Below are 22509 nucleotides of genomic sequence, written 5' to 3' on the forward strand. Positions count from 1 at the left end.
TCACAATGTACTATTCAAAGAAATATTCCATCAGTCAACTGATTCTACCGATGCTCTTCGCTGTTTTTATTTCATCGAATGCATTAGCCCAAACTCCGGACATAGAAGCCATTAAAGCCGGCGATGACCATTACTGGGGTGAATTTTGTTCACAGAACCAAAGCGAAAGTGAGTCTGCTGCCATCGACCAGCTTCTGTCAAAGATCGCGGTAAATATTGAGTCTTCCTTCACCAATAAAGTATCCGAAAGTATCACCGACAATCAGGGTGAGTATAAGCAGGAAGTAGAAGGAATTGTTAAGACCTATTCATCGGCTCAGCTAAAAAACCTCAAGACCTTTAAGGAACCCCGTAATTGTGGAATCTATGTGTTCAGGTATATTCAAAAATCTTCGGTAAACGAAATTTTTGAAAACCGGAAACAGCTGGTTAAAGACATTTTTGATAAAGCAGAGGAGTTTGAAGAGGAAGGTAACTTTGCCAATGCCCTCAAATACTATTATTTCAGCATTGTGCTGCTGAATTCCATACCCGAGTCAACGTTGATGCACAACGGAAACAATTTGTACACAGAGCCCGGCTTTCGTATCCCGGACATCATTCAGTCGGTGAGGTTCGATATCCTGTCTGATGAAATGCTTACCACTAAGGAACGGGAAATCACCGTAGCCGTTTTGGTGGATGGCGAAAAAGCCGAAACGCTTGATTTCAGCTTTTGGGATGGAAGTAATTCTGTTTCGGCAAAATCTATTGACGGAACGGCTACAATAAACCTGTATGGTTCCAGTACACAGTTTAATTCTTTGAGAATTAACGTGAAGTATTCTTATTACGAGAATAAGGATGAAATTAAGGAAGTGGGAGACCTATGGGAGCTGGTACGCCGCCCTCCTTTCAACTACCCGAAAGAACTGGATTTAGACCAGCCGATAACTCAACAGAAGAAAGAAGAACTGAAAGAAAAAGTGGCTCATGAACCCATGAATGAAAGCTTCACGCTGAATACATTCATGGAAGAGTTTGCTCAAACTGATGCCGTGCAAGAAGTGCAGGCTGTTGATGTTGAAGAACTCAAAGAAATTGTGCCCGACCATTTGAAAAACCTTCAGGCCTATTTTAATGAAGAGAAAGAAACGGATGAATGGAAGGAAGACGAGTTCCTCGATAACAAACTGGCCAGCCTCGAGAAATTCAATAATTTGAGTATTTCCAACAACACCTCTAAGTCTGATATTAATAAAACGATGGAAGGATGGGAATTCCGGCAGCTCTCTTCTACTGCTCGTTACCCTTCCGTAAACATGCAGAGCAAAGAGTATCTGGTTCCCGATTTTGACAGCACCGGAGCTATGACCGACATCAACTTTGGTATTATGGACGGGATGTATGAAGAATTCCGCCGGGCTTCTAAGTTTGGAAAGGACTGGGATAAGCGACAGGTAATGATCAAGTTTGTGGAAAAATACCGAACTGCTTACATGACCCGTGATTTAAACCAGTTGGGAACTATGTTTGCTGAACAAGCCGTGATTATCACAGGCCGTGTCCTGAAAGTGGACGAAAGTGCCAGCAACAATTTTGCCTATGAGCAGAATCAGCCTTCTCAGCCCGATGTGGAATACCTCCGACAGACAAAACAGGAATTTTTAGAGCGTCAGAAAGTATTGTTTGCATCCAAACCGGACATCCATTTAGGTTTTTCCACTTTTAATATCATTCGGAAGAATAATCAGGAAGGCATTTATGGTATCAGTATGCGTCAAAGTTATACTTCTACCAATTACTCAGATGAAGGCTATCTATTCCTGCTGATCGACTTTAATGACGAAGAGCCCAAGATTTATGTACGGGCATGGCAGCCGAAGGAATGGTCGGAGGAAGCATTAGTGGAATTAGGTAATTTTAACGTGAATTTTTAACTTAATTACTGCGATTTAATCGTTTTGGGGAGGGGAAACCAAAGGCATTGCAATGGTGCTTTAGGTAATTTTTCAGATGCACAGAAATTTGGGGATTTCTGTTCGTCAATTCTTCTCTATTTATAAAAAAAATATGATATAGCTGAACCCTCTTTGTAGTGGGCAAGCTGTATGTTACTAATACTACATATATATGTAGTTAATGTTTTCATAAATGTTTGTAATGTCTTTGGTAAAGTCCTCATGGGGACTGTTTTGCCAGGGGGTTACCGGTGACTTTAATCTTAAGAAGTATCAAAAAAGTGCATAAACAAAGATCTAAACTCTTATTTGTTCCCATTATCCTATCTCTGTTATTTGGGGCAGCCCCCCTCAACTACATTCTGGCTCAGGATAATAACGAAGAAATGTCTTCACTGAGAATCGTTGGGCAGGCTGAACGCCTGCCAAGCGAAATCATTGCTGACAGGGATGACAACCGCGACATTAATGGTAACCTGACGGCTGGCCTACGGATTATTTCAGACCTTACGGGTTTAACATTTCGGTCGAACAACGGAATCCATAAGGTTCAGCAGCTTCCCGGATACAACCTTCTTTATCTCTCTACCAATGAACGCGTAGTAAGTATCTACAAAGATGGCTACCCTCCTTTTCAATTGGTTTTAAATGATGAGGGCATCAACCTGGAAGCCGGCGAAGTGTGGGAAATCCAGGTAACCGGTGATCAAAAATCTACGATGGAACCGGTTCAGTTTAATATTTCTCCTGAAAACAGTACGATTTTTATTGATGGTGAAGAGTTTAATGTGCCGGGCACTGTGTTTGATACTGAACTTACTACCGGCGATCACTTTGTACAGATTCGTAAAGACCGGCATGAGTTTATTGATGATTCCATTTCCATTTCAGCAGATAGGGTAAATACCTTTAGATATACGATGGATGAAATCAACCCTATTACCGTTTTAATTAACTCTTCACCTTCCGGTGCCTCCATTTATTTAAATGATGAACCCGGTGCACGTGGAGTTACCCCCCTCAGGGTAAACATATATCCCGGAAATTTAAAAATCAGGTTAACCTATCCAGGATATTCCAACGTAGAGGATGAGTTTGAATTTACAGGCGAAAACCCGGAGCTCAGCTATAACCTGCAGCGGTATATTGGCTACCTTTCCGTTAATACCACTCCAGAAGATGCTACTCTTCTCATTGATGATCAGCCACAAAGCCAGCGGGAAAATATAGAACTGGTTCCAGGGGCGCACATACTTGAAGTACGTTCTTCCGGTTTCGATCCGGTTCGAAGAACTGTAGACATAAGTCAGGGCGATTCACTTGTCGAGAATATCACTCTCGGACAAATTACAGGTAACCTTTTCGTAATTGCCCAGCAAGAGAATACCGAGTTCACCCTACGTAAGGATGGTCAGGTACAAGAAGAATGGGTTGGTTCAAAGACCTTCAGAAACATACCGGTGGGTAACTATCAGTTAACAGCTGAATTACTCAACTTTGATACGCAAACCCGGGAATTTGAAATTCGCAGAAATGATGATGAAGAGATCAGTATTGATCTGAATCAAGTTCAGGGACGAGGCAGCCTAACCATTAACAGTATATTCCCGGATGCAGAAGTGGAGCTTAACGGGCCCGGATTCTCAAGGTCTTATGATGAAACACCGGTTCAGCTCCCCTCTCTTCAATTTGGCAGATACCAAATAACCATCGAAAAAGATGGCTTTGACGATGTAACCAAAGAAGTTCAGGTAAACTCATTGAGTCAGGAGGTTACTTTTGTGGATGAGTTCCAGCCCCGAAGTAAAGGCAAGGCCGTGCTTAGATCGGTAATACCGGGTGCGGTTTTCCCCGGAGTGGGTCATGGCTACTTGGGCAAAGGCGGAAGAGGATGGCTATACTTCCTCGCCGGAGGTGGTGCACTCGCATACAGCATTAAGTCGTACGTGGATTACAATAATTCCTACAATAAATATCAAACGGCATTAGACTTGTACAATAGTGCACCGGCTGGAGCAAATTTTGATCAGCTGAAATCAGATTACCGGGGTCATTACGCCACTGCCAATGACGCTCTTGACCAAATGAAGCTGGGGCTCACTGCCTACATCGCAGTAAAGGGTGTTGAGATTGTGGATTTGCTGCTGCAAAAGTCGAACAAGAAAAAACTTGAGGACGCCAAAGTTCAGTTTGAAGCGCGGAATAACGGCATCAGCATGAGGGTAAATTTTTAAGACTATGGATAACCGAACAATGAATATTTTCAAAAAGCACATTTCACTCCTGTTACTCCTTCTGATTTCAGGAGCGTTGATATCATGTGATACCATTATCAGTCAAATTAGCGAACTGCCTGAGAATGAAGATGAGGAGGCGAGCAATTCTAATGACCCAACGGATCCAAGTTATACCCTGCCCGGGATTCGTTTTACGAATGGAAGTTTTTCATTGGATAATCCCTTTGAAGTAACCCAGCGAGAAATCACACTCGACTGGGATGTAGTAGATGCTAACGGCTCCACCATTGAATTCGATTTTGAATACAGTTATCGATACGCTTCTCCTGAAGAAAGCATACAGAGCAAAAGCTTTCAACCTGTAAGTGGATCCGAATCTATCACTATATCCAACCTTAATGAGACCTTCGGAGGAGAATTATACACCTTTGAAATCTATGCTCAATATCCGGTTCCGAATTCATCTGCTGTAAAGGATACCACCTTCGAGGGGCAATTTTCAGTGAATGCCATCCAGAGCCGCGGATTCCTCTTCAATCCGTATATCATTAATAGCAATAATGACGGCACATACACCGCTGAAATTTATCTGGATGAGATACAGGAAACCGATGATCTCACCGCATTTTCTTTGGTGCTCAGTTATAGTAATACACTGCTCTCTGTTACCGATGTTCAGGTATTCGGACAAGCAGGTAGCTTTTTGAACCCGGATGGAAGTAATACGCTGATTTATGTTGAACCCGAGATTACATCGGGCTTAATAACCATCGAGGCCGGGATAGCCGGTAACACGGCTTCCATCTCGGGAGGCGGAGCCGTTTGTGAGATAACTTTCGCTCCAACAGGCAGCTTCCAGGGCAACACCAGTTTATCCATACATAACTCTTCTGTGCTGAAGTCCTCCCAGGGCTTTGACATAGACATTCTGCAGTTCGATCAGGCAGATGTAGTTCAATAAGCACAGGGGCATTATGTATTCAAAAAAATTAATTAACTCTACGACTATCAACCGCGCAGTAACACGTTGTATTATGAAAAAAGGCCTTCTACTATTCGGGATTTTCACCTTCGGTGCCCTCACCTCCTCTTCTGTTTTTGCTCAGAATAAGAAAGCAGCTAGTGAAACGGTTTCACCCACTGCTTTATCCGGCAATACGGATATGTTTTTAAACAGCCCGGTGCAGCCGGCATCTCCCGGAAGAGATGAAGTAGCTGAAAGTGAGGTTTTCCCGACCAGCAGTATTACTTACACGTTTTCAGATAGCACATTACCGGGGAATTTTCTTTGGTTCACAAGCGGAAATAAATTCGGCCGTGAAATTTCCACCCCGTGGTCGTTAGCAAAATCAGCCAATACCTTTGAAGCCGGACATAGTCTGAAAAGCGGGGCAATAGACAGTTCTCAGACCTCCAATATGGCTATGTTTGTAATTGTTGATGACGGTGGCGGAACGCTTCAATTTAAGTACCGCACCAGCACCGAAGCTGATTTTGATTATTTCTACCTCGAAATAAACGGAGCTATTGTAGATTCTGCTTCCGGTGCCATTGCATGGACCGACAGCCCGGTGTATGACCTCCCTGCCGGTCAGTATTACATCGACTTCTGGTTCACCAAGGATGAATCCGTTGATGATCCCAATGGCATTGATGCCGTATTTTTAGATAATATTGCTCTTACCGGACTGGATGCCACTCCGGTGAGAATTTCGAATGTTCAGCCCAATGCCGCAGCTCCTTTTTCTGAGGTAGACATCTATGGAAGTGGGTTTTTCGATAGTTCATTCCCGACTGTACGCTTTGGGAGCACACAGGCAAACGTAATTTCAAGGAGTGAAACTAAGATCACCGTTGAAGTTCCAAACACAACCGCCGGCATTCAGGACCTTGCCGTTACCAATTTCTTTGGCGGGGATACTCTATCTAACGGCTTTACTGTACTTAATGCCGTTGATGCCAGTTTTGGTACTCAGAATGTTATTTCTACCCTTGCTGATGGGGCTCACAGTATTTATGCAGCAGATTTGGATGGTGATGGGGACCAAGATATTCTCTCAACTTCGATCTGGGATATGGAAATTGCTTGGTATGAGAATAATGGAGATGGGACTTTCGCCTCTCAAGCTATTATCTCTACTCTTGCTGAAGGACCTATGAGTGTTTTCGCAACGGATCTAGACAATGATGGTGATCAAGATGTCATATCAGCTTCACAACTTGATAATGAAATAGCTTGGTATGAAAATAATGGAGATGGGACTTTCGCCTCTCAAACCATTATTTCCACACTCGCAGATGGTGCTCGAAGTGTATATGCTACTGACTTAGATAATGATGGTGATCAAGATATACTTTCTGCATCAAGCTCAGATGATAAAATTGCTTGGTATGAGAATAATGGAGATGGGACTTTCGCCTCTCAAACCATTATTTCTACACTCGCAGATGGTGCTCGAAGTGTATATGCTACAGACCTGGATGGTGATGGGGACCAAGATGTACTCTCCGCTTCCCAAAATGATAACAAAATTGCCTGGTACCAAAACAACGGGGACGGAACTTTTGCATCCCAAGCTATTATTTCTACCCTTGCCAATGGTGCAGTAAGCGTATATGCCACCGATTTAGACGGTGATGGGGATCAGGATGTGATGTCTGCGTCTACAACCGACGACAAAATCGCATGGTATTCCAACAATGGTGATGGTACTTTCGCTTCTCAAACCGTTATCTCTACATTAGCTGATGGGGCCCTCAATATTTATGCTACTGACCTAGATGGTGATGGGGACCAAGATGTACTCTCCGCTTCCCAAAATGATAACAAAATTGCCTGGTACCAAAACAACGGGGACGGAACTTTTGCATCCCAAGCTATTATTTCTACCCTTGCCAATGGTGCAGTAAGTGTATATGCCACCGATTTAGACGGTGATGGGGATCAGGATGTGATGTCTGCGTCTACGACCGACGACAAAATAGCCTGGTACGAAAACACCGGTACTGAAATCGTTTCTTATGTAACCAAAGTATCTAAAGAGGCCGCCGCTCCGGGTTCTTCCATCCAGGTATATGGTTCCGGATTTAATAGTTCCAGTTCCGTTTACATCGGCGGCGTACAGGCAACGGTGGAGTCAGCACAATCCACCAAGCTGACCGTTACGGTTCCTTCCATGAATTCTGGTATCCACGATCTGATCGTCCAAACGGACGGAGATGTTGCGGAGTATTCAGACAAGTTCACGGTCATAAAAGAGCAACCTGCCTATTTCGAATTTGCGGAATCCTTCGATAATGGTAACACCAGTTCGAACATTTCAGTTAGCCTGGATCTGGACGGAGACGGCGATTATGACGTGCTGGATAATTATAGTTTAGGTGGAGGCATTTACGAACTGATTCCTTTAATTAATGATGGTAACGGTAACTTCACCTATGGTACTTCTATTGCGAATACTTCTATTGTAGAACAAACAGCAGGTGACTTTAACGGAGATGGGTTTGAAGATCTCGTCTATTTCACAAGTCTTGGTTCTGACTCCCTCATATTCATTCCGAGTAACGGCGATGGCTCATTCGGAAATAAAATACACCTAACCGGTTTTACCACCACCTTTTTCAACTACCACATGGAAGCCGCTGATGTGAATTCAGACGGTAATTTAGATTTGCTAGGTGGTAATTTAGGAAGTGGGTCGCTTAGCTGGTTTGCCGGTAACGGGGATGGTACATTTCAAACAGAGCAAAGCATAATTACAGGTTCAAGCCTGATCTACGATTTTACCCTATCAGATTTGGATCTGGACGGAGACCTGGATGTTATAACCGGCCAAAATGGCATTTTGAACTGGTTTAGAAATGATGGAACAGGTTCTTTCACCCTTGTAGCCAGCCTTGGTTCGTCCTCCTATCGGACGGTAGCTTCCTCCTATGTAAATAATGACGACTATCCGGATATCATAGCGGCAACATCCAGCGAAACCTATTATCTGATTAACAACGGAAACAGCACCTTTGGATCACAAATTGCCATCAGTTCTTCGACCGGAAATGATATACGCTATGAAATGAAAGTACTTGATTTTGATGGCGATGGTGATGAAGATATTTTGGGAAGTAATAGCAACTACTTGTTCTGGATCGAGAAAACCGGCACTTTCGATTACTCAGAGATAAGACCTATACGAACAACCGGACTCCAACGAAAAACGGATGTACGTGATTTTGATAATGACGGAGATTTGGACATCATTGGAAGTCCATTTTCTGGTGGAATCCTGGAATTTTATAGAAATATTGTTCCCGAACTCAGAATTACCGATGTAATTCCTTTAGGGGCTGCTCCAGGTTCAGAAGTCGAAATTTTTGGTAATTCGTTCAGTAAAGACCTTTCTGAGTTAACGGTATCTGTCAATGACGTTGCTGCTAATGTAGTAAGCTCTGAAGGAGAAGCTGCTTACGCTAATAAATTGGTTATTGAAATTCCCGTAACAGCTGCCGGACCTGCCGAATTAAGTATCACAAGTGGAAACCGAAGTGTAGTAAAACAAAATGCCTTTACCGTTCTTAAAAGCGAAGGTGCCTATTTCGACGGACAAAACATTATCTATAACCAACCGGAACAACCCTATATTTCTGTTTTTGGAGACCTGAATGGAGATGGATACAAGGATGTGGTAACATGGTCGAATACCAACGACAACCTGGATTGGTTTGAAAATGATCAAGCTGGCAGTTTTGGAACCCGGACTCCCATCGGAAGTGGCACTGTTGTTTACAACATAGAAATTACCGATGTGGACAACGACGGGGATAATGATATCGTCACATTGGATGGAAGCAACCGTTCCGTAAGAGTTTATCCTAATACAGGATCCGGTCTGTTTAGCACTCCCTACGATTTGTACAATTATCCATCTCAAAGCGGATATACTCCAACCCTGAAAGACTTCACCATGATTGATATGGATGGGGATGGATTAAAGGACCCGGTTGTAAATCTTTACTATACGCAATCAGGTGGCTTTACCACTTATTACTCTAAAGTAGTATGGCATAAAAATAATGGAGACGGTACGGCTGATGCACCAATAGACGTATATAGTTATAACAGTAGTTCTTTCTCATCAACTTATATCGCAGACTTCCATATCACTGACCATGATGGTGATGGTGATCAAGATGGAATAATTGCCTACGCAGATGGAAAAGGTATACAAGTGCATGTAAATGATGGCAATGGCAACTTCACCTACCTTAACAATCAGTATTTTTACACCAATGACCTTATTTCCGACCTGGAATCGGCTGACTTCAACAATGATGGCATTGAAGATATCATTTTCGGCCGCCGTTATATTGGCACTTCTTTTTCTAATAACATTACGGTTACCCAAAGCACCGGCTCTGCGAATCCTCCTTTATTTGTACTACATGAAAGTCTTGGATACCCGGATGAAGTGGAAGTTATTGACTTCAATGGGGATGGTTTCTATGATATTTTATATTCCTCTTTAGGTGGTGATGTAATACAGGTACTTATAACGGATGGAAATTCTGTAACGGATACGGTGTCGATTGCTACTTCGGCTACCATTGACGGCCCGAGATATATCGATGTGGCAGATGTGGATAACGATGGAGATCTGGACGTAGTTTCAGCCTCCAGTATCGACGATAAAATTGCCTGGTATGAGAATGAAACCCCTCCTCTTCCATTAACAACCATCGCCGATGCACGGCAGCTTGCAAATGGGGAAAACGTAAAGATCCAGGGAATCATCACGCGAAAGCATGAGAATGTATTTAAGATTCAGCAGAACAATGCCGGGTTGCATATATATGCCACCACCAATTTCAATGCCCCGCTTTACAACGCTGCTGTGCAGATTGGTGATTTGGTAGAAATTACAGGGACGCTTGCGGAAGTAAACTCCATGAAGGAGCTTGTCAATATTTCGTCAGCGAGTGTTATTTCTGCTCAGAACCCTCTGCCTGACCCCATTGATATTGTATTGGGCAATGTTTCAGATTTCGAACAATATGAGTCGGTATTGGTTAGAGCCAGAAATCTTTCTTTAACCGAAGCCGGTCAAAACTTCGTGAATGAGACAGATTATGACCTCTATGAAAATGATGTTTTAAGAACCATTCGCCTTATTGTTGGACCTTCATTCACTACAGAAATTGCCGGGCAGATTATTCCGGATGATTTTGAATTTACCGGTATTGTTTATCAAAGCTCAGGCACCGGTGATGAGGGCTATGCATTGTACCCTATCAATAACAGTGATATCCGATATTACACCCCGGATAACGAATATATTTCGCTGGAAACAGCCAAAAACTCCGCCGATAGTTCGTATGTCCGGGTGCGGGGTATTGTAACCTCACCGAACTTTCAAGCTTCTGCCAATAATACTTCCTTTTATATACAAGACGGTGATTTTGGGATTGTTGTGTTCAATGGTGATGCAGCTGTTTCAGGAATAGCAACAGGTGACAGTGTGGAAGTGGAAGGCGAACTTGAAACCTTTAGCGGTCTTCGTGAAATCGAAGTAAGCGATGTCAATAATAACATCTCTGTTCTTAACAGCGGTAACACCCTGCCTGATCCGATTACTATATCTTATAATGATTTTGTAAATGCCGGTGATCCATCTACCGACCTGCAAAACCTTCAGGGAAGACTGGTCAGAGTTAATGACCTGATTACCGATCCCGGCACATGGCCGGCTAATGCATCGGCTGTAAACACAAATGTTACCGCCGAGACTTTTAGCGGTAATACAATTGATATCCGCCTTTGGGCTCAAACCGAAGTGATTGGAGACACCCCTCCGGCCTACCTTGACCTGGTGGGTGTTTTGGGGGCCTTTAACGGTGCTCAAATTGCTCCACGATTCTCAAGTGATATTATCCCTATTGAAACCCCGGGTCCCTTGAACCTGACAGCAACCGCAGGATTTTCATCCATAGATCTTGACTGGAGTCCGAGTCCGGCACCGAACATCGGTGGATACAATGTGTACCGATCAACTTCTTCTTTTACGGATTCAACCTCAGCCACAAGATTAAATACATCAGTACTTAGTGACACTTCGTTCACGGATACTACTCCGGTTGAGAATACTACCTACTACTACCGTGCTGCAGCCTACGATACGGTTACCGGCAGCTTATCTCAGCTGAGTGATGAAGTAGTCGTTCCATTTAAGATTAAGCAGGTGTATGCACTGTCTGCAACTGCAGGTGATGCCGGTAGTTCACTTTCTATCTACGGTGCGAACCTTACCAACTCTTCGCTTGATGTGCAGATTGGTGGACAGAGTGCAACAATTGCTTCATCCGATTCGATTCAGATCACAGTTACTGTTCCGGCTGTTACTCCGGGCACCTATCAGGTTACGGTTGTTATAGATGGGAACACATTCCTTAATGCTCCTGACATGTACACCGTACTGGAAGATACCCCGGGTGAGAGTGGATTCTTCCAGGATCCTACAACCCTGGCGACTTTGTCGGGTGTGCTGGATATTCAGGCAGCTAATCTGGACAACGATCAGGACCTTGATATCCTGACGGCTTCCTACAATGAAAATGCATCCAACAATGTGGAGTTTTTGGAGAATCAGGGAAATCTGACTTTCTCGAATCCACAGGCACTTGGAGAAACAGGTGACGCCCGTGCACGCAGCGTAACTTATGCTGACTTTGACGGTGACGGTGTGTTAGATGTAGCCGCAGCGTATAACAATGTTCTGGCCTGGTACCAAAATGACGGGGCATTTAACTTCTCAAGCGTCGATGGTTCCGTAATTGAGACCTTCCCGGTTATCTCAAATTACAACACACAGAAGGTCATAGCTTTTGATGTTAACCTTGATGGTGATACGGATATCATTCATGTTCATACCGTTTCTGACGATATTTCATACTACGAGAATAACGGAACAGGCACCTTTGTTCTCCAGCAACTGATAGACGGAAATGCCGCTTTGGTTAATGATGTGAAAGCTGCTGACTTTGACGGCGATGGCGATTTTGATCTCGTTGCCTCCATTGAAGCTACAAATCAAATTGTACAATACGTTAATAACGCAGGCACCTTTGCTGCTGCTTCGGAAATAAGCTCTTCGGTTGACAATCCTCAAAATGTCATCACCGCTGATCTGGATAATGATGGTTTTGTTGATGTTCTTTCCATTTCACAAACCGACTCAAAAGTAGCCTGGTATTCCAACAATTCAGGTAATGGCGTTTTCGCAGCACAAAGCGTAATATCCAGCGACTTGACAGATCCGTTTAATGCCACAGCTGCCGATTTAAACGGTGATGATTTAAAAGACGTCATTGTTTCTACACTGAACGGTTATCTGGTATGGTATAAAAACCTTGGTGCAGGTAGTTTTGATACTGCAGATACTCTGCTATCAGGTGCCGGAGAATTACGATCTGTTGCAGCTGCAGACCTGACCGAATCCGGTTTATTGGATTTGATTGTTGGAGACTACACTTCGAATCAGTTGCTCCTGCTGAAGAATGTGGATACCCCTCCTCTGCCTCCTACCGGTGTAACCGTTTCCAGCGATATCGGATCAGCTTCACTCAGCTGGGATGCCAATGCAGAAACTGACCTTCTGGGCTACGATGTGGTTCGCAGTACCAACCCTGATGTTGATGGGTTCACTTCCCTGCTGTCCACCCCTCAATTGGGTACCACCTACGAAGATACAGGTCTGAATAACGGCGTAACCTACTATTACCGGGTAGTAGCCATCGATTCAAGTAATACCCGTGTGCCCTCTGATACTGTAAGCATTAAAGCCGTATCAACCCAGATTTCAGGAATTTTCCCAAACTCAGGTGTTGAAGGAACTCAGGTTACATTGTCAGGAATTGGTTTTTCTAATGTACTTTCTGAAAATCAGGTTCAGTTTGGCGGTACTGACGCTAACGTTGTCAGTGCTGACTCAGCCTCAATTGTCGTAGAATCTCCTGCAGGTATAACCGGATTTGTGAATGTAACAGTTACAACCAACGGAATTGAATACACCTATCCGGGTAAGTTTCTGTACCTGAATGAAAGTGAAGGCACTTTTGGACTGTTTGATACGCAGACCGGTTTCGCAGGTGTGGGGAATATTACCTCTGCAGACATCGACGGGAACGGGTTTGAAGACCTGATTGCCACCCGTCCGGCTGATAATATCATAACCATGTACTTCTCGAACGGAGATAACCCATTCCAGGGGTCCCTGAATTTCAATTACCCGGGATCGGTCAATCCTAAAATTGTCCGCACCATGAACGTGTACGGCGATGAATTCCCGGATCTTGTATTTATTTCCAATGTAAATAATGAGTTCAGAGTGCTGAAGAACAATGGCGGAAGTACATCCGGCACCGGTTTCCTCGATGAGACTACGGTATCAATAAATCACACAGGTATCTCGGATATCTTCCCGGCGGATATGAATAATGATGGTTTTACCGACGTGGTTATTGCTTCATCAAATGATGGAAAGATCAGCTGGTACGAAAACCAAAGCTTCCTGTCTGAAGTAGCATTCGGATCAGAAAACTCTGTGGTCGATAACAGTAATCAGATTAACTCAGTTTATGCTGCCGATTTTAACGGAGATAACCTCACGGATATCATCTCAGGTGAAAACGGAGGTCATGAAGTGGCTTACTACCAAAACGATGGTAACGGGTCATTCACCCGAACCGTAATCGGAGGTAACATCACAAATCCTGAAAGAGTAACTGCCTCCGATCTCGATAATGACGGTGATCTCGATGTAGTTTATGCTTCCTCCGGTGACAGCGAGGTAGGAGCATTTATCAACAATGGAGACGGCACCTTTGGCAGTAAGTCGGTCATCGGAACCGGTGTCACCCAGGCTGTTGATGTTTCGGTAGGCGACCTTAACGGAGACGGACTGGTTGATGTACTCGCAACCTTACCGGACGACGGACAGGGCATGTGGTTCCAAAACAACGGAAGCAATTCCTTCTCCTCTGCGAATGTACTAACTAGCGATTTTAACGGAGCGGTAAGCATCCACCCTTATGATATGGATGGAAACGGCAACCTTGACATCGCCATCCGCGGACAGTTCAGCGGTACACTCGGAGTTAGCCAAAACTTCCTGATCACTCCTCTGACTATCAGCGATTTCAATCCAAATGGAAACATTCTGTATCTCAATCACGGTGTGGAAATTGTCTTGGATACCGATGTTAATACCCTCAATGACTTCTCAACGGTGTTTTCCGGTGCTATAACCATAACAAATGATGATGGGACAACTATTACTTCGGGAGCACTAAATGCAGAAGGCAATAGCCTGATCCTTGATAACAATAATTTCTATACACTGGATACCCTGACTGTACAAATCTCCTCACAGACCATGCAGGATAACAGCGGAGGTCAATACTTTATAGACATAGATGGAGACGGACAGTTTACTTCCGCAGACGACACCTATTCCTCTCCGGAATTTTACAGTACCATGATCGGGGACTTCAATCTCGACTTCGCGGTAGACTTTGATGACCTTAATGCCTTCAGCGACGGCTGGAGAGATAACAACTTCGGCTTTGAAACCGCTCCGCTTGATTTCAGCGGTGGTTTAAGCTTCCCGAATGCCAGATTAAATACCGATAACGATTTTAATGTGGAAGACATCGTTGCCTTTATCCGGTTCTGGAACTTAACGCAGAACCGAAGCAAAGCTGCCAAAGCTCAGGATATGGCTGCTCTTATTTCCGGAGTCAATAACGGCTCTTCTGTAAGCAATGCTATTTCAGCCGGTCGTTCAGGAGCTAAACAATCACTTGCTTCCGGAACGGAAATTCCGGTTGGTACAAGCGGTTCTTTTCACCCGGCTTCACAGCAGAAATCTGCCGTTTCTATTTCGGATACGCTGCAGCACATCAGCTATCGCAAGGTAGAGCAGGCACAGGAATATAGCTCCAATCCGGATGCTCCGCGTGAGGTTAGCTATTCGTTCGCCCTCTCCCACCCCGACAGCGTAACCGCGCTTTCACTGGTAATCGATTACGATGAGGAGAAGCTCAGCGTTGCTGATATAACCGATCAGGAGTTATTCAACATGCACAGCAGCACGGCCAATGTATTCCTCTCACATGTGGATAGCGTCAACGGAATTATTACGCTGAACGTAGCCAATTTCGGAGCACTGGCACCGGTTCAGGAACGAGAAATTGCCACCCTCACCTTCCACTCGCTTAACGATCAGGATGCAGAACTCATCATTGCCTCCGACCTGAGAGCGAAAGGCAAACCGGCCCAGCAACAAGTGGCCCGAAAAGCGGTCAAAGTTGCAGAAGAACTGCCGGAAAGTTTCACCATGTCACAAAACTATCCGAACCCGTTCAACCCAACAACCACCATCCATTATGAACTGGCTGAACAGGCAAAAGTGAGTATCTCTGTGTTTGACATACTGGGTCGAAAAGTAGAGACACTGATTAACGAAAACGGTGTGCGTCCGGGATACTACAAACTGAACTGGGATGCTTCACGCTACGCTTCCGGTATGTACATCTACGTCCTGAACGTGGAAGCTGCTTCCGGAAAAGCTTATTCATTATCCAAAAAAATGGTGTTGGTGAAGTAACACCTACGTTGTTCCAATTCTAATCAAACCCCTTAGAAATCGAACTGATTCTAAGGGGTTTTTCTTTTTCTCAGATTTAAGAGATTCAACTTCGGATAATACTATGTGGGAGAATGATCTTGCTGAAATTATGTTGAAGGATTTTGCTATGAGAATCAAGGTTATCCTAAAATCCCACAAATCATGGTTCAAAAGGTTGAAATGATCTTCCTTATCTAAAAGTTGACTACATGAGGTCTTAGTCATATCCTCACGTAATCAACTTTCATTATATCACTATCCTATGAGCTCCTGGACCCTAAAATCCATCCCGCCCCACGATTGGTTTCTTTGCCTCGACATCGAATCCTACTTCGATCACGAACATGAACCCGAAAAAATCTTTGAGGAAGGATTTACACGTCCCGTTCCAATCGGCGAAACGGACGCCATCGTAACGGTCTTTTTTAACGGGGATCCGGAAAATCCCGAATTTCATATTGAATCGCAGGAGTCGTTATCTAAACAAGAAATTACAGAAGCCAACAAGAGCCTGACAAAAATCTTCGGTACGGATATGGACCTGCGTCCGCTTTATGATCAGGCTGAAAACGACCCCGTTCTCGGAGACAAACTCACTGACCTGTACGGACTGAAGCGCATGACCCGAGCCAATTTATTTGAGGATATATTGTACCGTATTGTGCAAATGCAGATGAATCATAAGCCCACGGCTAAAAAGATGATGTACAAGATCCGGGAAACCTATGGAACGGCTTTGATGCTTGGGAAGAAATCACTGCCGGCCTGGCCGCGCCCGCATCAGCTCATGAAGGCAGACCCCGCCAATATTCGAAAACTTGGCCCTACTCTTCGTAAAGGACAGTATTTGGTCGGGTTGGCTAACGATATTGTTGCCGGTGAAGTGGATATGGAGCATCTGAGTACCTGCGACCCCCAAACCTGCTACGATGAACTCACAAGCATCAAAGGCATTGGCCCTACCTCGGGGCAGGATTTGATGATGATGCGTGGACGAACCGATGCCGTTTTCCCATCCAACAAGAAAAGCGGTGAGGAAAAAGGTCTCCGCCGGTGGATAATCTGGAGCTACGGAGAAGATCCCCACAACACTTCGGAAGAACGATTCCAGGAGCTCATCCAAAATTGGAAAGGATATGAAGCTTCGGCATTGGAGTTTTTATATGCGAATTACATCCTTAAAGAGAAAGAGGAGCAGGCGAAGAAATAAAAAGTCTATAAATGCTATCTTATCCGCTTCTAACTTTTAACCGATCGCTCATTATGAAGCACTTTCTGATTATTTTAGCCTCTTACTTTATAACTCATTCCCTTTTTGCCTTTCAGGCGCAGCCCACTGTATCCATCATTCCTAAACCGGTTTCTGTGGAATATGGAGAAGGATACTTTGAGCTGGACAGGTTTACAACCATCCACCTTTCTGAAGACAACGATGAAATGCAGTTTCTCGGAGAATACCTTGCCGATCTCCTTTATTCTGCTACCTGGATGGATCATGAGCTCTCTTTTGAGGAAACAAGAACAGACACGAATGCAGCTGTTTTCCTGATCTTAGAGGAAGATCACGAGGTTGAACACCCGGAAGGCTATGTGCTGACCGTTTCGGAAGATGAGATCAGGATTTCAGCACCTGAAACGACCGGTCTTTTTTATGGCATTCAGACTCTGCGCCAGCTTTTTGATCCTGTTATTGAACATAAACTCCCATCACTGGCTCCCAATAATCAGGAGTGGAAATTGCCGGTTGTGACCATTAAGGATTATCCGCGATTTCAGTACAGGGGTATGCACCTGGATGTTGCCAGGCACTTCTTTCCGGTCCAGTTTGTCAAAAAATACATCGATCTCCTGGCGATGCACAAGATGAATCGCTTTCACTGGCACCTGACCGAAGATCAGGGGTGGCGAATCGAGATCAAAAAGTATCCCAAACTGACGGAAGTTGGGGCCTGGAGGGATTCAACCCTTATCGGGCGTTACGGAACCGGAATCTATGACAATGTGAGGTACGGTGGATTTTATACCCAGGATGAGGTCAGGGAAGTTGTAGCCTACGCAGGTAAACGTAATATTACTGTCATTCCTGAGATTGAAATGCCGGGACATTCCTCTGCTGCTTTAGCTGCCTATCCCCAGTTCGGTTGTTTTGAAAAAGAGTATCACGTACAACCAACATGGGGTATTTTTGAGGATATCTATTGCCCAAAGGAAGAAACTTTTGAGTTTCTGGAAGATGTGCTGACCGAAGTGATGAAGCTCTTCCCCAGTACATACATTCATATTGGAGGAGATGAAGCTCCTAAAAAGCAGTGGGAAGAAAGTCCGATAGCTCAGGAAGTCATAAAACGGGAAGGGCTTAAAGATGAACACGAACTTCAAAGCTATTTTATCAGTCGCATAGAGAAGTTTTTAAACAAACACGGCCGACAGATTATCGGCTGGGACGAAATCCTGGAAGGAGGCTTAGCTCCACGTGCCACCGTTATGAGCTGGCGAGGGGAAAAAGGCGGTATCGAGGCTGCAAAAATGAATCACGATGTGATTATGACTCCTTGGGGCTCTAATTACTATGATCATTACCAGGCCGAACCGGAAAGTGAGCCTCTCGCCATTGGCGGCTTTACGACCCTGAAGGATGTGTATTTCTATGAACCCATTCCTGAAGAGCTATCTGAAGAGGAAGCTAAGTATGTACTTGGTGCTCAGGGCAACGTTTGGACCGAATATATACACTCGGGCGATAAAGTAGAATACATGGCTTACCCGCGAGCTACTGCTTTATCTGAAGTGTTATGGACGCCGGTGGAGAATAAAAACTGGCTGGAATTCCATTCCCGATTACAAACCCACTTTGAACGACTGGATTTTTTGGAAGTTAATTATGCTCCTCATTACAAGAGGTAGAAATATTACTTGAGCCTTTGTATCCAGAACTCCGAGTTCAGGTTTCTTTTCCCAAAAAGAATTTTCTTTGAGTTATAAACAAGTACATCACCGTTTGAAAATGTCTTAATCTCTCCATAGGGGAAGGGTCTGTCGTAATCATATCCTTTCGGCCCTGTATTATAGAACTTAGTCATAGAATCAGGGTGAGCAATATTAACTCCAAAACTTGAAGCATAATACAAATATCCATTTTGCATAATATCCATGTTTAAAGGATATACGCCTTCGAATGTTCTTATTCTGCCTTCATATAAGTTATTATAACTATCAAGCTCTCTTAATTTTTCCCAGGTTTGCCCATCGTCATTTGAGATTAGAAGCCTCCGAACGGCAATTGAAATAATTCGGTCTTGCTCATCAACCTCTAAAAATTTGATGTCGTCATAATCTTTGCCAATCGAGTTGGTTATCTTATTCCAGGTCTTTCCTCTGTCACTGGATTTAAACATACCCCCCTTGCATCCTGCGAAAATATCTCCTTTACTATTTGTGGCAACAACATCCACAATACTTCCCCACCAACTGTTTTGATAAAAATTGGTATGGTATTTGGATTCATCGGTCAGGTTAACCGTTACCACTCCTTGTAATTTAGATATATACATATAATTATCATCATCGAAAGCGATATCATACATCTTAAAAGGCCCGATTACTTTCTCCCACTTCCATCTATCTTTTGATCTGTAGATTTCTTGCTTATCTACCATTATTGGAGAATGCCAAAATGTATCCTCAACAACAACTTCGCCTATTGCATAGTAGGTATCACCTCTTCGTTCAATATGACTAAAATGCGTTGAATCAGGTTTTTTATACCTTTTAAATGATTTTCCGGAGTCGGATGAGACATACCACCTTTTTTTCGAACCTATGTATAAGTCTCCGTTAATATCAGTGTTTACCGAAGTGATCGAATCTGAGACAAAATAGTTTATTTCTCTCCACTCAAATGCCGGTATTTTTTTCTTTTTAGAGGAACCTGCAGTGTTAAATATGTCGCAACCGGACACCAAAAATGCAGGAAAAAAGAAGATTAGAAGTAATTTTTTCATGACCCGAATTTTTTCTCTCTTGTTTAATATAGCAATCGGGTTGTTAAAAGCAACACAATCTGCTAAATCCGGGTTATTCTGTTCACATAAGCATCAGATCTCTTCTTTTCTTCCAGTCGGCTATAAATTTTCCAATTATAAGGATTATGGTAAGTGGGATAACTATCCAAATCATCCCCCACTCCATTGTTTCTTTTAGTGCATGTTGCATGGCAATTAACACCAGGTAAGTCATATACGCCAAATAATAGAAAAGAAATCCTACAGCTTCCGGTCTTCCCAGTTCTTTTGCAGGCCAGAAAAGCGGTAAACAGGCCGCCGCAACAATCACCATGAACGGTAAATCGAGCCTGATGGCATCCATAGACACATCCAAAGCACCCGGAGCTACAATAATGGTCAGACTTAACGTAAGTAGTATATTGTACAGGTTACTACCCATCACATTGGCAACGGCCGTGTCAGAATCATCCCGCCGCACAGCTGAAAGTGAAGTAGCCACCTCAGGGAGCGAAGTTCCGATAGAAACAATGGTTAATCCAATGATAAGTTCTGAAATCCCCAAAATACCGGCAATTTCCACTGCCGACTGAACCATCCAGCGGGAGCCCATCACAATAAGGACCAAGCCGGCCAGCAATAGAAGAATGTATTTTCCATAGAAAAGTGTGGTAACCGGTTCATCCAGCTTTGGTTGGTCTTCTTTATTCAGCTTGTTATCCCTTCGGTCTTTTTTGATTTGGGAGTACATAAAAACAGAATACGCCACCAATGCGGCAAATATAATGAGTCCGTCGGTAAGCGTAAGCAAGCCGTCCATGGCCAGTACATAAAGCAAAATGCTGGCTCCTATAACTACCGGGACATCAATTTTAATAATCCGGTTTGTGATTTTAAGCGGTTTTACCAATCCCGCTATACCCAAAATCAGCAATATGTTTGCGATGTTACTACCCAGGATATTTCCCAGAACCAGGTCAGGTTTGCCCTCGGCCGCTGCTTGTAAACTGATGGCTAGTTCGGGAGCCCCGGTAGCAAAGGCCACTACGGTCAACCCCATAACCACCGGAGACACGCTCCAGGCTAAGCCGAATTTATCTACCGACTTCAGGAACAATTCTGCCCCAATAATCAGCGTAACCAACCCAATGATGAATAATAAAACCGTCATTTTTGATGAATTTTCTTTTAACTGAAACCGCCTGAAACTACCATAAATTACACTTCAAAACGTATGCAAAACCGCTAAAACTTGTTACACATTTCCATTATTTCAGCAGCTCTTTTATTTAGGTTCATTTACCTATATTGGGCCACACTGATAAATCAAATTCAACTCCTATGAAATTCTGCCGTATTCTATTCACCTTCATTGTATCACTGTTCATTTATTCCTCATCTTTTGCTCAACGGACCATCATCCATGCGGGCACACTTATAGACGGAGTTTCGGATGAAGCCCGGAGTGAAGTAAGTATCATTGTAGAGAATAATAAGATCATAGCGGTTGAAAACGGCTATGTTTCCGCAAACAGAAACGATGAGGTAATAGATCTGAAATCCAAAACCGTACTACCCGGACTCATTGACCTCCACGTGCACCTTGAAAGTGAAACCAGTCCTCAAAAGTATTTGGAACCCTTCACCTTCGATGATGCCGAGAAAGCATTTCGATCGGTTCAATACGCGGAAGAAACTTTGATGGCAGGGTTTACAACCGTTCGTGAACTTGGAGGTTCCGGCGTTAATATTGCACTGCGTGATGCCATTAAAGGTGGATATGTGGATGGCCCACGTATCATCACGGTTGGAAAATCGTTGGCAACCACAGGCGGACATGCCGACCCTACCAACGGATGGAAGAAAGACCTGATGGGAAGTCCCGATCCGGCAGACGGTGTTTTGAACGGAGTTGCTGAGGCCCGGGAAGCCGTTCGCCAGCGATATAAAAACGGAGCGGATCATATCAAAATAACAGCAACCGGCGGTGTATTGAGTGTTGCCAAATCGGGCGATGCCCCTCAGTTCTTTATGGATGAACTTAATGCCATTGTAGAAACGGCCGGTGAATACGGAATGCATGTTGCTGCCCATGCTCACGGAGCTGAAGGTATGAAACGAGCTGTGGAAGCCGGAGTAAGGACCATAGAACACGGAACCAAGATGACGCCTGAAGTCATGGATTTAATGATCGAAAAAGGAACTTATTATGTCCCTACCATTTCAGCCGGAAAGTGGGTAGCTGAAAAGGCAAAAGTGGATGGTTACTATCCTGAATTGGTCGTACCCAAAGCTCTTGAAATTGGCCCCATGATACAAAACACTTTTGCTGATGCGTACAAACGAGGAGTTAAAATTGCTTTTGGTACCGATGCCGGTGTTTTCCCGCACGGGCTCAATGGCAGAGAGTTTCAATATATGACCGAAGTGGGGATGCCGGTGATGGAAGCTATTCAAAGTGCAACCATGACAGCAGCCACCGTTTTGGGAATGGAAGCAGAAATAGGATCCATAGAAACAGGTAAACTGGCAGATATCGTAGCTACTGACAAAAATCCACTCGAAGATGTAACAACTCTGGAGCGAGTTTCTTTTGTGATGAAAGATGGTGTGATTTATAAATGAGTAATTAACAGCACCATGTAGTCTTTTATTT

The 22509-nt window shown here is 43.9% G+C and carries 9 protein-coding genes; 7 read left to right on the forward strand and 2 right to left on the reverse strand.

The features are described from left to right. The first annotated feature begins 5 nt into the window (after positions 1-5). The 6 genes from ABFW99_RS01240 (at position 6) to ABFW99_RS01265 (ending at position 18756) form a co-directional block, all read left to right on the forward strand. A complete protein-coding gene (locus tag ABFW99_RS01240) occupies positions 6-1919 on the forward strand; it encodes a hypothetical protein (protein ID WP_349355412.1) in 1914 nt (637 codons plus the stop codon). A gap of 302 nt (positions 1920-2221) precedes the next feature. Beyond that, positions 2222-4174, forward strand: a complete 1953-nt coding sequence (locus tag ABFW99_RS01245; RefSeq protein WP_349355413.1) for a PEGA domain-containing protein — start codon at positions 2222-2224, stop codon at positions 4172-4174. A gap of 4 nt (positions 4175-4178) precedes the next feature. Next, the gene (locus ABFW99_RS01250) at positions 4179-5138 is read left to right on the forward strand and encodes a hypothetical protein (RefSeq protein ID WP_349355414.1); all 960 of its coding nucleotides are present in this window, start codon (positions 4179-4181) and stop codon (positions 5136-5138) included. 73 nt (positions 5139-5211) lie between these two features. Then, positions 5212-15831: an FG-GAP-like repeat-containing protein gene (locus ABFW99_RS01255; RefSeq protein ID WP_349355415.1), complete on the forward strand. Its 10620-nt coding sequence runs from the start codon at positions 5212-5214 to the stop codon at positions 15829-15831. A gap of 283 nt (positions 15832-16114) precedes the next feature. Continuing rightward, positions 16115-17062: a DNA-3-methyladenine glycosylase family protein gene (locus tag ABFW99_RS01260; RefSeq protein WP_349355416.1), complete on the forward strand. Its 948-nt coding sequence runs from the start codon at positions 16115-16117 to the stop codon at positions 17060-17062. Between the two features lie 53 nt (positions 17063-17115). Beyond that, the gene (locus ABFW99_RS01265; protein WP_349355417.1) at positions 17116-18756 is read left to right on the forward strand and encodes a beta-N-acetylhexosaminidase; all 1641 of its coding nucleotides are present in this window, start codon (positions 17116-17118) and stop codon (positions 18754-18756) included. Between the two features lie 5 nt (positions 18757-18761). Here ABFW99_RS01265 and ABFW99_RS01270 read toward each other — a convergent pair whose 3' ends face one another. Next, positions 18762-19853, reverse strand: coding sequence for a WD40/YVTN/BNR-like repeat-containing protein (locus ABFW99_RS01270; protein ID WP_349355418.1), 1092 nt, complete (start codon positions 19851-19853; stop codon positions 18762-18764). A gap of 82 nt (positions 19854-19935) precedes the next feature. After that, positions 19936-21024 (reverse strand): calcium/sodium antiporter, encoded by a 1089-nt coding sequence (locus ABFW99_RS01275; RefSeq protein ID WP_349355419.1) that lies wholly within the window; start codon positions 21022-21024, stop codon positions 19936-19938. 170 nt (positions 21025-21194) lie between these two features. Between ABFW99_RS01275 and ABFW99_RS01280 the strand changes: the two genes are divergently transcribed. Beyond that, positions 21195-22478, forward strand: a complete 1284-nt coding sequence (locus tag ABFW99_RS01280; RefSeq protein WP_349355420.1) for an amidohydrolase family protein — start codon at positions 21195-21197, stop codon at positions 22476-22478. The last annotated feature ends 31 nt before the right edge of the window (positions 22479-22509 follow it).

The organism is Gracilimonas sp. BCB1 (assembly GCF_040117685.2).
In the GTDB taxonomy this organism is placed as follows: domain Bacteria; phylum Bacteroidota; class Rhodothermia; order Balneolales; family Balneolaceae; genus Gracilimonas.

Coding starts and splice junctions, on each gene's coding strand:
- ABFW99_RS01275 (WP_349355419.1), bottom strand. CDS start 21,024: ATGACGGTTTTATTATTCATCATTGGGTTGGTTACGCTGATTATTGGG.
- ABFW99_RS01265 (WP_349355417.1), top strand. CDS start 17,116: ATGAAGCACTTTCTGATTATTTTAGCCTCTTACTTTATAACTCATTCC.
- ABFW99_RS01255 (WP_349355415.1), top strand. CDS start 5,212: ATGAAAAAAGGCCTTCTACTATTCGGGATTTTCACCTTCGGTGCCCTC.
- ABFW99_RS01240 (WP_349355412.1), top strand. CDS start 6: ATGTACTATTCAAAGAAATATTCCATCAGTCAACTGATTCTACCGATG.
- ABFW99_RS01280 (WP_349355420.1), top strand. CDS start 21,195: ATGAAATTCTGCCGTATTCTATTCACCTTCATTGTATCACTGTTCATT.
- ABFW99_RS01260 (WP_349355416.1), top strand. CDS start 16,115: ATGAGCTCCTGGACCCTAAAATCCATCCCGCCCCACGATTGGTTTCTT.
- ABFW99_RS01250 (WP_349355414.1), top strand. CDS start 4,179: ATGGATAACCGAACAATGAATATTTTCAAAAAGCACATTTCACTCCTG.
- ABFW99_RS01270 (WP_349355418.1), bottom strand. CDS start 19,853: ATGAAAAAATTACTTCTAATCTTCTTTTTTCCTGCATTTTTGGTGTCC.